General features: G+C 58.9%; 14 protein-coding genes. 9 read left to right on the top strand and 5 right to left on the bottom strand.

From position 1 onward, the window contains the following. Positions 1-67: 67 nt before the first annotated feature. From D0851_RS09745 to D0851_RS09735, 3 genes are all read left to right on the top strand, one after another. Entirely contained in the window at positions 68-352 is a 285-nt protein-coding gene (locus tag D0851_RS09745; protein WP_117618476.1) for a hypothetical protein, read from the top strand. A 67-nt stretch (positions 353-419) separates the two neighbouring features. Continuing rightward, positions 420-1,796 (top strand): class II fumarate hydratase, encoded by a 1,377-nt coding sequence (locus D0851_RS09740; RefSeq protein WP_117618475.1) that lies wholly within the window; start codon positions 420-422, stop codon positions 1,794-1,796. Between the two features lie 40 nt (positions 1,797-1,836). Further along, positions 1,837-2,319: a CDP-archaeol synthase gene (locus D0851_RS09735; protein WP_117618474.1), complete on the top strand. Its 483-nt coding sequence runs from the start codon at positions 1,837-1,839 to the stop codon at positions 2,317-2,319. On the opposite strand, the gene D0851_RS09730 is transcribed toward D0851_RS09735, so the two are convergent. Next, on the bottom strand, positions 2,316-3,290 hold the full coding sequence (locus D0851_RS09730) for a metallophosphoesterase (protein WP_117618473.1): 975 nt from the start codon (positions 3,288-3,290) through the stop codon (positions 2,316-2,318). The genes D0851_RS09735 and D0851_RS09730 overlap by 4 nt on opposite strands. Positions 3,291-3,569: 279 nt before the next feature. On the opposite strand from D0851_RS09730, the gene msrA reads away from it, so the two are divergent. Continuing rightward, complete coding sequence (msrA, locus tag D0851_RS09725) at positions 3,570-4,223, top strand: peptide-methionine (S)-S-oxide reductase MsrA (RefSeq protein ID WP_117618472.1); 654 nt, start codon at positions 3,570-3,572, stop codon at positions 4,221-4,223. A gap of 10 nt (positions 4,224-4,233) precedes the next feature. Beyond that, positions 4,234-4,659, top strand: coding sequence for a peptide-methionine (R)-S-oxide reductase MsrB (msrB, locus tag D0851_RS09720; protein ID WP_117618471.1), 426 nt, complete (start codon positions 4,234-4,236; stop codon positions 4,657-4,659). A gap of 35 nt (positions 4,660-4,694) precedes the next feature. Here the strand turns inward: msrB and D0851_RS09715 are convergent, their stop codons facing one another. From D0851_RS09715 to D0851_RS09705, 3 genes are all read right to left on the bottom strand, one after another. Continuing rightward, positions 4,695-5,024, bottom strand: coding sequence for a c-type cytochrome (locus D0851_RS09715; protein ID WP_117618470.1), 330 nt, complete (start codon positions 5,022-5,024; stop codon positions 4,695-4,697). Positions 5,025-5,082: 58 nt separating this feature from the next. After that, complete coding sequence (locus D0851_RS09710; RefSeq protein ID WP_117618469.1) at positions 5,083-6,309, bottom strand: sulfite oxidase; 1,227 nt, start codon at positions 6,307-6,309, stop codon at positions 5,083-5,085. A gap of 134 nt (positions 6,310-6,443) precedes the next feature. After that, entirely contained in the window at positions 6,444-7,427 is a 984-nt protein-coding gene (locus D0851_RS09705) for a calcium/sodium antiporter (protein WP_205422305.1), read from the bottom strand. Positions 7,428-7,778: 351 nt separating this feature from the next. Between D0851_RS09705 and mqo the strand changes: the two genes are divergently transcribed. The 4 genes from mqo to D0851_RS09685 all read left to right on the top strand — a co-directional run bounded on the left by mqo (position 7,779) and on the right by D0851_RS09685 (position 14,451). Next, positions 7,779-9,260, top strand: coding sequence for a malate dehydrogenase (quinone) (gene mqo / locus D0851_RS09700; RefSeq protein WP_117618468.1), 1,482 nt, complete (start codon positions 7,779-7,781; stop codon positions 9,258-9,260). A gap of 157 nt (positions 9,261-9,417) precedes the next feature. Next, positions 9,418-10,650 (top strand): ATP-grasp domain-containing protein, encoded by a 1,233-nt coding sequence (locus D0851_RS09695; RefSeq protein WP_117618467.1) that lies wholly within the window; start codon positions 9,418-9,420, stop codon positions 10,648-10,650. 52 nt (positions 10,651-10,702) lie between these two features. After that, positions 10,703-12,733, top strand: coding sequence for a hypothetical protein (locus D0851_RS09690; protein ID WP_117618466.1), 2,031 nt, complete (start codon positions 10,703-10,705; stop codon positions 12,731-12,733). Between the two features lie 47 nt (positions 12,734-12,780). Continuing rightward, positions 12,781-14,451 carry an acetolactate synthase large subunit gene (locus D0851_RS09685; RefSeq protein ID WP_117620345.1) on the top strand — a complete coding sequence of 557 codons (1,671 nt, stop codon included), beginning with the start codon at positions 12,781-12,783 and terminating at the stop codon, positions 14,449-14,451. Between the two features lie 30 nt (positions 14,452-14,481). Here D0851_RS09685 and D0851_RS09680 read toward each other — a convergent pair whose 3' ends face one another. Continuing rightward, a complete protein-coding gene (locus D0851_RS09680; protein ID WP_117618465.1) occupies positions 14,482-15,369 on the bottom strand; it encodes a chemotaxis protein in 888 nt (295 codons plus the stop codon). Positions 15,370-15,439: the final 70 nt, after the last annotated feature.

Genomic DNA, 15,439 nt, shown 5'->3' with positions numbered 1-15,439 from the left:
CATTACCGCACAAAGAAAGATCCGCCGGACTACACTTACCAAAGGCAGACCTGAAGGGAGATTAGCCATGAGTATTCCGGAAAACAGCCTTACCAACCATGAAGTCACTGTATGCCTGGCCGGCGGTGCCGTTCTGGGCCCGTTCAACGCCACCTGGAACCAGGATTCCGGGGGCGACGTGCGGGAGCTGGTACGTGAATACGATGGTTTCCTGCAGGGTGAAAAGCAGCACCGGTACAAGTTTCACCTGCACGATACCTACACCAATACCGTTCATACCCTGATCCTGAATTTTGAGCAGGTAACCGGCATTTGCGACCATGTCCGGTTGAGATCCCAGGGCGGCGGCTGAGACACAGCCGGCAGCGTTACGTAAACGCCGGAGGGGCCAAAGTGCAAACGGACGGACAGGAGGGAGCATGAGCGAATACAGAACGGAAACCGACAGTCTCGGAGACATCCAGGTTCCCACGGACGCGCTCTGGGGCGCGCAGACCCAGCGTGCGGTCGAGAATTTCCAGGTCAGTGGCCAGCCGATGCCCCAGGCGTTCATTGCCGCAGTGGCGCAGATCAAGCGTGCGGCAGCGGAGGCGAATACCAGTCTCGGACTTCTGGACAACGATCTTCGGGACGCGATTGCAGAGGCTTGCCAGAATCTGGTGGACGGCGCGTACGCGGACCAGTTTCCGGTCGACCGGTATCAGACCGGTTCGGGGACCAGCACCAACATGAATGTGAATGAGGTGATTGCCAGCATCGCCCGCAACGCCGGTTACGAGGTGCATCCGAATGATCATGTCAACATGAGCCAGAGCTCCAATGATGTGATCCCAACGGCCATTCACGTCAGCACAGTCGCCGCCGTGAAGGAAAAACTTCTGCCGGCACTCTCGCACCTGCGCGGCGTGATCTATGAGCAGGAGGCGGCTTTCTCAAGCCAGGTAAAAACCGGACGAACCCACCTGATGGACGCCATGCCGGTTACCCTGGGTCAGGAACTGAGAACCTGGCGGGAGCAGCTTCTGGCCGCGGAGAAACGGGTGGAAGCGGCAGCGGACGAACTGTTGGCCGTGCCCCAGGGTGGTACCGCGGTAGGCACCGGTATCAACGCATTACCGGAATTTTCCGGCCAGTTCATCAAGTTCCTGCGTGCCAATACCGGCTACTCTTTTACCTCACTGGAACACAAGTTTACCGGCCAGAGTGCGGTGGATGGTCCGGTGGCGCTTTCTGCCCAGCTGCGCGGTGTGGCGATTGTGCTCACCAAGATCGCCAACGACCTGCGCTGGATGAACAGCGGGCCGATTCATGGCCTGGCCGAAATCAGCCTGCCGGCGCTGCAACCGGGCAGCAGCATTATGCCAGGTAAGGTGAACCCGGTGATTCCGGAATCGGTGGCCATGGTCGCAGCCCAGGTCACGGGCCTGGACAGCGCGGTGGCCATGGCCGGACAGTCCGGAAACTTCCAGCTCAATGTGATGCTGCCCCTGGTGGCCGGTAACCTGCTGGACATGACGGACCTGCTTACCAATGCGTCGATTATGCTGGCGAACAAGGCGATCCGGGATTTCACAGTCAACGCTGACAACCTGAATGCCGGAGTGGGACGGAACCCGGTGCTGGTAACCGCGCTGAATCCCGAAATCGGTTACAGCCTGGCGGCGGATATTGCGAAGGAGGCCTACCGCACCGGGCGACCGGTGATCGATGTTGCCGAGGAGCGCAGCGGTCTGAGCCGCGACAGGCTTGAAGAACTCATGGATCCGCTGAAGCTGACCCGGGGCGGCATCGCCTGACCGGTTATATGACCGACTGTACCAGAGGGAGCCCACGCGCTTGCTGATATCCCTGGAGCTGTTTGTCATGCTGGTGCTTGCCAATGGGGCACCGGTAGTTGCTGCCGGCCTGCTCAAGGGCATTTGGTCGGCGCCGGTTGATGGTGGCCGCCTGTGGAAAGACGGCCGCCCCATCCTGGGTAAAAGCAAGACCTGGCGGGGTGTAGTGTCTGGGGCCCTCGCCTGCGGGCTGTTTTCACTGATCACCGGGTTGGGATTCATTTTCGGGTTTATGTTCGGCGTTTTCGGGCTCATTGGTGACATGCTGAGCAGCTTCGTCAAGCGGCGGTGGGGCCTGGCTTCCAGCGCCAGGGCCCTGGGTCTGGATCAGATCCCCGAATCGCTACTGCCCATGTTGCTGGCAATGTGGTGGTTGCCTGTCAGTGGCTGGGTGGTCATTGGTGTGGTGGTGCTCTTTACCCTGTCGAACATCTTCGCTTCACCGTTGCTCTATCGCATCGGCATCCGCCGGCAGCCCCATTAATCCGGCCCTCGCGTCAGGGTATGGATGGTGACCTCCGGAGGGCAGTTCAACCGGGCGTTCACCACCGAAGTGCCGGAGCCGGGTGAGGTGTAACCCTGCATGCCATTCATCCGCCAGTAACCGCGCCCAAGGCTGCGCGGGCAATTAGAATCCAGGGTGACGGGAATGCCACCGGGCAGGCAGATCTGGCCGCCGTGGGTGTGGCCGCACAGAAATACGTCATAACCGGCGTGGGCGGCTTCGCGCCATATCTCCGGGGTGTGACTGAGCAGAATGCTGGTTCCCCCGGCCGGGATGTTGTCGCCGGCCCGATGCAGGTTGTGCACCTTGAAGAAGTGGGCATCGTCCACGCCCGCCAGGTACAGGGTCTGGCCCTTACGTCCAAGGGGGGCCATTTCGTTCATTAATAGCTGGTAGCCCATGTCTTCCAGTGCCGGCACCATGCGGACACTGTCGTGGTTGCCGAGCACGGCGTAGGCTTTGCCCCGGATGCCATCACGCAGTCGGGACATGCCGTCGAGGGCATCTTCGATGGGCCCGCACGTGAGCTTGCGGTAGTCACCGGTCAGTACACACAGATCGTAGTCCAGGGGCTCGATCTCGCGCAGAACTGCCTGCAGGTTGGCCTCGTCCATGTCCACATGCAGATCCGTCAGGTGCAGAATGCGGTAACCTTCAAAGGCGGCTGGCAGGTTTGGCAGGTGGAATCGATTGTGCACCGTGTTCAGGCGCCGGCTGTTGTTCTGGCCACGACCCCACATCCCCACCATTATCAGGCAGGTACGGATAAAACCGGGAGCCGTGGCCCAGTTTTCCAGATGGAAGGAGCTGTGATCCTGCCCGAAAACCTTCGCTTCGGCTTCCCGTTCAATGCCGAGTCTCTGGCGGGCATGAACGGGGCCAAGTCTCAGGCTCAGGCGGTATTCCAGGAGTTCGTCCTGGTTTTCCGGTGTGCGGGCCCTTGCCGTCATTTTTCTTCCTTTGTATGCCGAGCCGGGCATGGCCGATGTGCAAAGTGGCAAACCCTGTCTGTCATTATGGTTGGCCCTCAATGGTATGCAACCAAAACGACACAATGTTCATGTTTGATGCCAGAGCCGTGTTCAATACCCGATAACGAATATAAACAAGGTACTAGTGATAGAGAGCGCAGGTAGTGAAAGGCTGTCTTCCCGGCAGTTGGCAAATCTGCCAATTTCCAGCCACAATCCATTCCTTACAGGCAGACAAACCCGAACGCAGAGGTCACCATGACGACATCGTGCAGTATTACAGGTCTGAGCGTACCCCGAAGCCGTTTTCCGGATCCCGGGCAGGATCTGCCAGCAGCCGGGGGTGAGCAGCGAGTCGTTCTGGCTGGCGGTTGTTTCTGGTGCGTCGAGGCGGTGTTCCTGGCCATTGATGGCGTAACCCGCGTGCAGTCCGGTTATGCCGGTGGGCATTCCAGCTCAGCCAATTACGAGGCAGTGTGCACCGGTACCACCGGGCACGCCGAGGTGGTGGATGTTCACTATGATCCGGCAAAGGTCGGTTTTGGCGAGCTGCTCAAAGTGTTTTTCTCCGTGGCTCATGACCCTACCCAGCTCAACCGTCAGGGCAATGACCGTGGCAGCCAGTACCGTTCTGCCATTTTCTACCAAACACCGGAGCAGAGACGGGTAGCAGAGGCCTATATCCACCAGCTCAATCAGGCCGGCGTCTATCCGGATCCGATTGTGACCACGCTGGAACCGCTGGAAGCGTTTTACCCGGCGGAGGAGTGCCACCAGAACTTTGCCGCCCGGAACCCGCACCAGCCCTACATTATGGCCGTCGCCGCGCCGAAAATGGAAAAACTGGTGGACAGTTATGGTGACCGCCTGAAACCTGAGTACACGGGCAACGGCACAGACAGCATGGCCTGAGGAGGCACATATGGGAGTTTCCGCTGCAGGTTATGACCTGACACCACTGACCAAGGCACAGGTTGAGGAGAAAGCCGCAGACCTGTCGGCTGATGAAAAACGTGTGCTGCTGGACCACGGTACCGAGCACCCGTTCTGCGGCACATTGCTGGACAACAAAAAAGCCGGCGTCTACCACTGTCGGCTCTGTGACCTGCCACTGTTCAGTTCCAGCTCCAAGTTTGATTCAGGGACCGGCTGGCCGAGTTTCTTTCAGCCCCTTGATTCAGACCATATCCGCTATATCGAAGACACCAGCCTGGGCATGAGCCGTACCGAAATCCGGTGTCCACGGTGCGATAGTCATCTGGGGCACGTCTTTCCGGACGGTCCGCCACCGACCGGGCAGCGCTACTGCCTGAACTCGGTCGCGATGGTGTTCAGGGAAAACGGATAAACCTTGCAAACGGGGGCGGTTCCGCCCCCGGAATCTTACTTATCCCCACCTGTGGCCCTGGCGACGTAATGCGCCACGGCCCTGATTTGTTCCGAGGACAGGAATTCACTGAACGCCGGCATGATGCCAACGCCACCGGTGACAGCGTTGATAACCTGTTCTCTGGACGGCTTCAGTTCGTCCAGATTCGGGCCGATAGCGCCAGCAGAGCCTGCGTCTGCAAGGGTGTGACACACAGTGCAGGATGGCTGCGCCTCCTGGGTGAAAACCTGTTTTCCCTTCTCGATATCACCGGCCTGCGCCAGAGGCGAGAGTCCGGTCAGGGGGGCCGCCAACAGTACTGCAAGTACTGCAGTCTTTCTCATGTTCTTGCATTCCGGGAGAGTCGGGGCGGCCGTTTTCCCTGGCCAGCCCCGTGGGTTATTAACTGACGGTGACCGTGACTCCGTGGTCGCCCCAGCCATTGTGGCCGTAGCCACGTTCGTTATCGATCCGGCCCTCCGGTTGACTGTTGCCATGAGTATCTGTTGCCCGACTGACAATACGATGTTCGCCGGCAGGCAGCTCTGCAGCCATCACAAAGGGTCGCCAGGCATGGGGCCCCAGGTCCGGGCCCAGGAAGCGGGCCTGTTTCCAGGTTTTGCCGCCATCCAGGGACACGTCCACTTTTTCCAGGGCTACGGTGCCGCCAAAGGCCACGCCGTAGATCATGTTCCGGCCACTCCGCGCAGTTTCCAGTGGCGCCGTGACCCAGGATTTGACATTCATCTCCCACATGGACGGCTGGTCCGGTGCGCCTTTCACACCAACGGCGCGTATCCGGTAGCCGGAGGCCTGGATCTTGGCGTCGGTCTGGTTCTCGGTAAAGGCAATGTTTTTCACATACTTGACGTTGTTCACGCCGTAGTAGCCGGGCACTACCATGCGCAGCGGGCCGCCATGGGTGTGGGTCAGTGGTTTGTCGTTCATCTCCCAGGCCAGCAACGCACTTTGCATTGCCCGGGTGGGCACTGAACGCTCCACGATAATCGTCTTGGGATCAAGGCCATCAGGCAGTGTTTCACCGCCGGTGCTGGTGATGTAGCGGGCACCCTCTGCCGGGCCGCCCAGCGCTTCCACCACATCTTTCAGGGGTACGCCGGTCCACATGATGCAGCCCGCGGCACCAACAGACCACTGGGTGCCGCTGGCCCCGTGCGGGAAGAAGGCCCGGCCGTTACCGGAGCATTGCAGTACAGAGGCAACGGTGGTGACGCCCATCTTCTTGAGATCCCCGACCGTCAGGGTGCGAGGATTTTTGACGCCTTCGATACGAACTTCCCAGATGTCAGGATCTTCGGTTACCGAGGCCGGAGGGGCCGGCAGGTTATTGCGAATGAACAGGCGATCGCTGGGCGTGATGACGCCGTTTCCGATAGCGCCCCGCCGGGTTTCCATGGTGTTGGCGCTGTGCACAATCAGGGCGTTGCGTTCTTTCCATGCGGCGTAATCGGGCAGCGATTTCGGCTCCTCGGCCCTGGCCAGCGGCGTGAAGCCAAGCAGGCTCACTGCGGCCATGGCGCCGGCACTGCCGACCAGAAGGCTTCGGCGGGCCGGGTTCTCAGGGTCCGGATTATTCGGGCCTCGTTGTAGGGCTGTTTCGGGTTTCATGATCCGTCTCTCCTTGTTGGGCTTGTCGTTGGACGGCGATGGGCTGCCCGGTTGGCGCGAGCAGGTAATATCCTTATTACTTATAGGGCCTGGCTAATAATTGAGCAATTATTTTGTGCGTTATCCGGGGAGGTTCAGGTGGCTCCGGCGGTGACCACAGTGGAGAGCAGGTAGCCGGTGTACGCCACGTAAACCAGCACCAGGATGGTGCCGTCAACCCGGCTGACCTGTTTGTGCCGGCCGGCCAGGCCAAAGCCCATCAGGAACAGGCCCACCGTTAACGCCAGCATTAATGTCCAGTCCCGGTACAGGACTTCCGGATCAACAGACAGCGGCTGGATCGCGGCAGCCAGACCCACGACGGCCAGGGTGTTGAAAATGCCCGAGCCCAGGATATTGCCAATGATCAGATCGTGCTCGTTCTTTTTTACGGCAGCGAGGGCCGAGGCGAGTTCCGGAAGGGATGTGCCAATGGCAACGATGGTCAGACCGATCACCAGATCGCTGACTCCCAGGCTCTGGGCAATGGTGACGGCGCCCCACACCAGCAGGCGGGAGCTGACGATCAGCAGAATCAGGCCGATAACCAGCCAGATGATGGCGGTTTTCAGGGGCATGGGGTGGGCGATGATTTCGGCACCTGTCTCTCCGGCCAGCGGGTCGGCCTTGCCTTTCATGCCCTGATAGATGGACCAGCCCATTACCGCGGCAAAAACCGCCAGTAATACCCAGCCGTCCAGCCGTGACAGTTCGCCGTCGAGCAATTGGGCGCCGGCAATCAGCGTCAGCACGATCAGCAAGGGCAACTCTTTGCGAATGACCTGAGAGTGCACCGCAATCGGTGCGATGATCGCCGTCAGGCCGACGATCAGGGCGATGTTGGTAATGTTGGAGCCGTAACCATTCCCCAGGGCCAGACCGGGATTGCCGTCCGCGGCGGCCATGGCGGAAACCGCCAGTTCCGGGGCTGAAGTTCCAAAACCGATGATCACCATGCCGATCAGCAGGGTTGGCATACCCAGGTGCTTGGCGGTCGCCGCAGCGCCCTCCACGAACTTGTCAGCACTCCAGACCAGCAGAATCAGGCCGGCGATGATTGCGCCAACTGCCATCAGCATAGAAAACCTCGGTAAAAAAATGTTTGAGTGTCAGCGCTCGCGTTCAGGCTTGGGCGCTGGCTTCCGGGAGGTGTGTAAGGTAACGCATGTAAGACCTGGGATCACCATCAGACTAAAGTGGCGGTGTTATTGTAAACCAAAGCCGGGAAAATGCGCGTAAAAGTCCCCCGCATAAGCACCGATTGACAATCGCAATTTATTATTTCGGCGAAAATCGGGATAATCGCGCCCACATTCAGACCGGAAGCAGACGGCGGCGCTCTTATACCTTGCGCCGGGCCGGCTTCCGACAGGCCTTCTTGCTGATCGTGAGGGGGCAAAAAAGCTCAACACTAGCTAGGGTGAAAACCAATGGCCGTTAGACAGGCAGACGTAGTGCTGGTCGGCGGTGGCGTCATGAGCGCCACTCTCGGCATGATGCTCAGGCAACTGGATCCGTCCCTGGACATCGTCATGGTGGAGCGTCTCGACCACGTTGCCCATGAAAGCACGGACGGATGGAACAACGCAGGCACCGGCCACGCCGGCTACTGCGAGCTCAACTACACGCCCGAAACCGACGATGGCGATGTGGCCATCGAACGCGCCCTGCAGATCAATGCCCAGTTCGAGGTGTCGCTGCAGCTCTGGTCGTATCTGGTTGAGCAGGGCATTCTGCCAGAGCCCACCAGCTTTATTAATCGTACGCCGCACCAGAGTTTTGTCTGGGGTGAGAAAGACGTTGCCTTCCTGAAACGCCGGTTCGAGCGTCTGAGTGCTCACCACCTGTTCCGTGAAATGGAATACACCGAGTCCCCGAAGGATCTGGAAGAGTGGATGCCCCTGGTGGTCAAGAGCCGGGATCCGATGCAGCGCGTGGCTGCCACCCGGATCAGGCACGGCTCGGACGTGGATTTTGGTTCACTCACCCGCAGTATGGTCAAGTGGCTGGAAACCCAGCCGAACTTCGAGCTGATGACCAACTGCCCCGTGCATTACATCGACCAGCGTGATAACGGCCGCTGGAAAGTGCGTGTCAAAAACCAGAAAACCGGAGAGCTGATCAAGCTGGAGACCGGCTTTGTGTTTCTGGGCGCCGGTGGTGGTGCCCTGCCGCTGCTGCAGAAATCCGGCATTGATGAAGCCCTTGGCTACGGCGGTTTCCCGGTCAGTGGTCAGTGGCTGGTATGTCGCAAGCCGGACATCGTTGAGCAGCATCACTCCAAGGTTTACGGCAAGGCACCAATCGGGGCGCCCCCGATGTCCGTGCCGCACCTGGATACCCGTATCATCAACGGTGAGCCGGCATTGCTGTTCGGACCGTTTGCGGGCTTTACCACCCGGTTCCTCAAGCAGGGCTCCATCTTTGACCTGTTCGGTTCGGTGAAACCCACCAATCTGAGGCCAATGCTCTCGGTCAGCAAGAGCAATATGGACCTGACCCGCTACCTTATTGGTGAGGTGTTCCAGTCGCACCCGGACCGGGTTGAATCGCTGCGCAATTTCTTCCCGGAAGCGAAAGAGGAAGACTGGCAGCTTCGGATGGCCGGCCAGCGGGTACAGATTATCAAGCAGATTGATGGTGGTGGCGGCAAGCTGGAATTCGGCACCGAAATAGTGGCGGCCAAAGACGGCACCCTGGCAGCGTTGCTGGGAGCCTCGCCCGGAGCGTCCACGGCGGCCAATGCGATGATCAACGTTATCGAGCGTTGCTTCCCGGATAAGATCAGGACTCCGCAGTGGCAGGGGCGCATGAAGGAACTGGTGCCGTCCTATGGCCAGTCCCTGGTGAATGATGAAGCGCTGCTGACCAAAGTACGGGAGCGGACCCTGTCTACCCTGAAACTGGGCTGATATTCCCAAACGATCTAAGAAACCGGAAAGCACTGTGGTTGCTGGATTCGCTCCAGGCAGTCACAGTGCTTTTTTGGGTTAAGTAGGGCACAAAATTTGCGATTTTGTGCTGTCCGCGTAGGGTTATAAGGCAAACCCTGAGTAAAGGAGTGAGCCTATGACCGAGCAAAACTACAATCCTGAGAAAGGGTATATCGCGCTGTTGGGCTGGAGCCTGAATGCCATTGAAGCGGCTGACAAGTTCGACCGCCGCTATGTGGTCGTCGCGCCCGACTGGGCCGAGGCCTACTGCACAGAGCACGATATTCCTTACGTGCCCTGGAACTTCGAACGCCTGAATGACCGTTCCGTCGAGATTGCCCATATCCTCCAGGACAAGGGAGTGGACGTTGCCATCCCCCTGTTTGAAGAGACCGTAGAGTGGGCCGGAGCCATCAACTCGGTGCTGATGGGCAATCCAAGGCTCTTTGGCCAGGCCATGTTGCTGCGCGACAAGGCACTGATGAAACGCCGCGCCCAGCTGGGCGGTATCCGGGTGGGTATTTTTGAAGAAGCCCATGACCATGATGACGTCATCCGCTTCCTGAAGCGGGTGAACCAGACCCTGCTGAAACTGGACGGGGATCCGAACGACCCCATTCACCTCAAGGCCTTCGACAAGGCCGGCTGCCTGGGGCATCGGGTGATTCGTACCCCGGATGAGGTGGATACCATTCCTGATGAGGAATTTCCGGTACTGATGGAGTCCCACCTGGATGGCTGGGAGTTCGCTGTCGAGGCCTGGATCCACAACGGAAAGATCCGCTTCCTGAACATTTCCGAGTACGTCACTCTTGGTTATTCGGTATTCGTGCCAGCCACGCCGGACCTGGAAAAATACCGTGCCCAGATTACCGCTGAGATCGAAAAGCTGATCAAGACTTTTGATATTGAATTCGGCTTTGTCCATCCGGAGTATTTCGTGACCAGCGATGGCACCATGTACTTTGGTGAGGTGGCGTACCGGCCGCCTGGCTTCAAGGTCTTCGAGCTGCTGGAACGGGCCTACGGTTTCAACGCCTACCAGGGCATGATCCTGGCGTTCGATCCGAAAACCACCGAAGAGGAAATCGCCGCGTTCTTCCCGAAAGAAGTGGTGGATGCCAAAGGTTACGCCGGCTGTTTCGGTGTTTACCCGCGTCGCCGCGTGGTCAGCCGCCTCGAGATTCCGGAAGAAACCGAGAATCACGAGTACTTTGAATCCCATGAACTGACACCGCCGATGGAAGAGACGGTCACCAAGCGCACCGCATTCGGTACCCACTGGGGGCTGGTTTACTTCTTCGGTGAAGATCCCTACGTCATGCGGGATCTGCTCAAACATCAGGAAGAACTCGATTTCTATGTATAATCGAGGCATGCATTAATGAAATGGGTTTGATGCAGGCCCTGAGGAATCTCGTTTGAGTGAAAATCAACCGGTCAGTCATGCACCAGTGGTCAACTTTGACAAGCTGGTGCAAAAACTGGACGACTCCATTGTGGCGATGGAAGAGAGCCGGCCTTTTGCAAAGGCCGGCAAACTTCCCAAACTGTTTGATATTGCCCGGCGTGTGCTTTTGCAGCCGGACGGATGTCAGGCCATCGAGGCGCGAGCACAGCGGCTTGAAGAGGCCGGTGTGTTTGACGGCACCGACTGGGCCGATCCCGCCACCCTTCTGCCTTCACTCACCACCTTCTCGCTGCAGAGCCAGAATGCCGACACCGTGGTGATTGAAGCCTTCAGTGAGCTCCGTCTGTTATTGGTAGCCCGGGGCAGCTACCTGCATCCGAGCGTTTCGGCGGAGCAGGCCCATCATTACCTGACCCAGGTGCTGGCTATTAATCTGGGGCTGCTGTTCGGGATGACCGGCGAAGCGGAGCGGGAGCAGGGTAAGCTGGCGCTGATCAGTCAGTCCCTGGTTCAGTATGTGGCCAGTCATATCGGCTATGAACACGTCATCGATAGCCTGATCGAGGAGATCTGGCGCATTCTCGAGCAACGGCCGATCCGTGTGAGTGACGTGCGCCGGATGATCACCCAGATCGCAATCTGCCGGGCAGATCCGGATGCTGACCTGGGCAGTGCCGGCCGTGGTGCCGACCGGCTGATTTCCAGCCTGTACGGGCCTACGCGGGCCTGCAGCGAAGACCCGGGCACGGCGGTATACCAGCAACGGCTGGAATCCATGGACAGCGCTGCGTTACAGAACGAAGCTACCGGTTTTGCCCGGTCCATGCACGACACCGGCCTGGTGTCGCCTTACCACGCCTGTTTTGTTCGCTTTATCCTCGAGGATCGGAATTCGCTGCTCAGTGATGCTCTGGGGCTTTCAGGCACCGGGCGGGACTGCCTGCTTTGCTACAGCGAACTGGTGCGCACCCTGATTGAGGAATCCATTTTTCCCGAGACAGCCCAGGGCCTTTACGGCCTGGCCCTGCTTCTGGAGCGGGGTATTCTGTACCAGCCTCCGGTGGCGCCGGCGATCTGGCGCCAGGTGCGGCTGTCGGTTTGCCCCGAGGCCCGGGAGCGTCTGCAGTTTGCCTATGGCTATCAGCCCCAGCCTGCTGCCTGGCTGATACAGGGCGTGCTGAACATGCTGGGGCAGCCACTGGGCGTGGGGCAGGGTAATAACCCCACCTGCCAGTCTGCCCGTGCCCTGTCAATGTGGGCCTACAACGACCCGGATTACCTGTTGCAGATGGTCGCCTGGGCGGCCCGGGACAATGAAATCGTCATGCATTTTGAGGGGCAGCCGGTTTCCTCTGCCCGAAGCGCGGGCGGCGTGGCTTCGGAAGTAACTCTGGACCTCGATCCGGTCTCTCTTGTGGTGGTACCACACCTGGACCGGATCTACGCTGAGATGGGCCGGTTATGCATCGGCCGTGAAGGCGACCCCCATAAATGGGTGAACCCTGAATTCCACGGCTGGTCCGCCGGGCGTGGCTTTGCCATCAATGTGGATGTGGCAACCGGCAAGCTCACTGACCTGGAAGGGTTTATCCGGCATTTTTACGCCAGTTACCATCCCTACTACAACGGCAATCAGCCGCTGATACACCCCCAACCGGCCGGCATCGCGGTTACCGACAGTGCCGCCCGGTTCATTGGCTGGCACGCCATTACCGTTCTTCGGGTGACGCTGGACCCGGAAGGCGAGATGCGGGTGTATTTCTTCAACCCGAACAACGACAGCGGCCAGAACTGGGGTGACGGAGTACAGGTGAGTACCTCCGGTTGCGGCGAGCGCTTCGGGGAATCGTCACTGCCCTTTGAAATGTTCACTTCACGGCTTTACATTTTTCACTATGATCCACTGGAACGGGGTGAGCCGGCAGGAGTGAGCGATGATGAACTTCGCCGCGTAACAGAGGGTGTGTATCGCAGTTGGGGTGCAGACCGGGTGCCCGCGGATGCCCATGCTCTCCAGGCGGAGCCACCCAGAACCGAGTGATTCCGAAATCTGCTGATCACCTGGAGCTCATGATCGAGAGGAAGCGCATGGCCAACGAGCAACATCCGGCCCGTAACGGAGCCGAGCTGTTTATCCGGGCGCTGGAAAATGAAGGCGTCAAATACATTTTCGCGGTGCCTGGTGAAGAAAACCTCGCGTTTCTCGAAGCGCTGAGGACCTCCAGTATCCAACTGGTGCTCAATCGCCATGAACAGGCGGCCGGCTTTATGGCGGCCACCTACGGGCGGCTGACGGGCCGGGTCGGTGTCTGCCTATCTACGCTCGGGCCCGGTGCCACCAATCTCGTTACCGCTGCGGCCTACGCCCAGTTGGGCGGCATGCCCATGATGATGATTTCCGGCCAGAAGCCGATCAAATCCTCCAAACAGGGCCTTTTCCAGATTCTGGATGTGGTGGACCTGATGCGGCCGCTGACCAAGTACACTCGGCAGATCAGTAACGCCAACACCATACCCGCCAAGGTGCGGGAGGCCTTCCGGCTGGCCTCGGAAGAGCGCCCGGGAGCCGTGCATCTTGAGTTGCCAGAAGATATCGCAGCCGAGAAGCCGGAATCTGATACCCACATCTTCAAACCCAGCGATGCCCGCCGGCCCACGGCCAGCCAGAAGAGCCTGGAAATGGCCTGCGACATGTTGCGTGAAGCCCGGCACCCGGTGATCATGATTGGCGCCGGTGCCAACCGGAAGCGAGTGTCCGAGGCACTGCTTCACCTGGTGAATGTAACCAGCATCCCGTTCTTTACGACGCAAATGGGCAAAGGTGTTATCGATGAACGGCATCCCCATTATCTCGGCAATGCCGCGCTCTCTGCCGGCGATTTTGTGCATTGTGCCATCGACCGCGCCGATCTGGTGATCAATGTGGGCCATGATGTGGTGGAAAAACCGCCATTTTTCATGACTCCCGGTGGCAAGAAAGTGATTCATGTGAATTTCAGCGCGGCCGATGTGGACCCTGTCTATTTCCCCCAGCACGAAGTGGTGGGGGATATCGCTAACAGCGTGGAATACATGGCGGAGAATTGTGGCCAGTGTTCCAATCATGATTTCACCCGGTTGATGGAGGTGAAGCAGGCGGTGGACTCTCACCTGCAGGAACGGGCCGAAGACCCCCGCTTCCCGGTGATTCCCCAGAGGATTGTCCATGACGTCCGCCAGGTGATGCCGGAGGACGGCATCATTGCGCTGGACAACGGCATGTACAAACTCTGGTTTGCCCGAAACTATCCAGCCTACGACAACAACACCGTCTTGCTCGATAACGCCCTGGCCTCCATGGGCGCCGGCCTGCCCAGCGGCATGATGGCCTCGATGCTGTACCCGGATCTCAAGGTGATGGCCATCTGTGGCGATGGCGGTTTCATGATGAACAGCCAGGAGCTGGAAACCGCCGTGCGCCTTGAGCTCAACCTGGTGGTGCTGATCATCAGTGATGGCGCCTACGGTATGATCAAGTGGAAGCAGGGGCAGGAAGGCTACACCGATTTTGGCCTGGACTACCGCAACCCTGACTTTGTCACCTACGCTCAATCCTACGGCGCCCACGGGCACCGCATTAACCGCACGGAAGAGCTGCGGCCGACTCTGGAAAGCGCCCTTGCCGGGGGCGGGGTGCATCTGGTCGAAGTGCCGGTGGATTACAGCGAAAACCGCCGGGTCTTTGACGAGGAATTGGCGGAGATGACCTGCAGGCTGTAAGTGGTTAAGTTTTATTGCGGAGTTCGGGGCTCACCGGGCCTGCTCTGCCCCTCTCAGCATCGCCTTAAGCAATTCTTCTGCATCGAACTTGGTGAGCGCCTCATTGGCGCCCACCTGGTTGGCATAGCTCAGGCTCATCTCGCTGTTCAATGACGTGTGCAGAATAATGTAGGGCTGTTTCAGCGCCGAGTTATCCCGCACGTTGAACGTCAGCTCGTAACCATCAAGCCCCGGCATTTCAATGTCGCTGACCAGAATGTCCGTGGGTCGGCCCAGCTCGTCATCCCTCAGCAGGATCTGCAGGGCGTCATCGCCGTTGGAGGTTACCTGATAGGGAATGTCCTTGCTGTCCAGCACGTCTGACAACTGCTTACGGGCCACCTGGGAGTCATCCACCATCAGGATGTTCAGGGATTTGAGAGTCTCGCTCTGAACATCCGTCAGCATCACATCCTGCGTGTTCAGTGATTCCGGGTACACCTTGGCCAACAGCAATTCCACGTCCAGCAACTGGATGATATCGCCATCCAGGTCCAGCAGACCGGTAATAAAGGCCTTGCTGCCCAAAGCCTTGGGCGGCGCCATCACCGCTTTCCAGTTGGTTTCGATAATCTGCTGAACGCTGCGTACCAGAAAGCCGATCTCCTGGCGCTGGATGTCGGTGACAATAATCGAGGCCTTTTCCTGCTCTTCCCGGCTCAGCGGCGGATAGCCCACTGCAGCCGCCATATCAATCACCGGAACCGCGGAACCCCGGAAGGTCGCCGTACCGATCACCGCATGATGGCTGTGAGGCAGTTTGGTCAACCGCATGAAAGGCAGGATTTCGCGGATCTTCAGGGTGCCAATGCCGAACAGACGTTCGCCGGAAAGCCGGAACAGCAGAAGTTTCTGGGTCTGCTTCGCTTTGCTGGACATAAAGCCGGATCCTTTCAAATGCAAAAGCCCCCGGCGGCAGGAGCTTTTTCAAGGGGGTTGGTTCAGTGTG

This window comes from Marinobacter sp. Arc7-DN-1 (genome assembly GCF_003441595.1).
Taxonomy (GTDB): Bacteria; Pseudomonadota; Gammaproteobacteria; order Pseudomonadales; family Oleiphilaceae; genus Marinobacter; species Marinobacter metalliresistant.
Note: the sequence above shows the minus strand (reverse complement) of the source record. Positions and strands in the feature narration are given on the sequence as shown.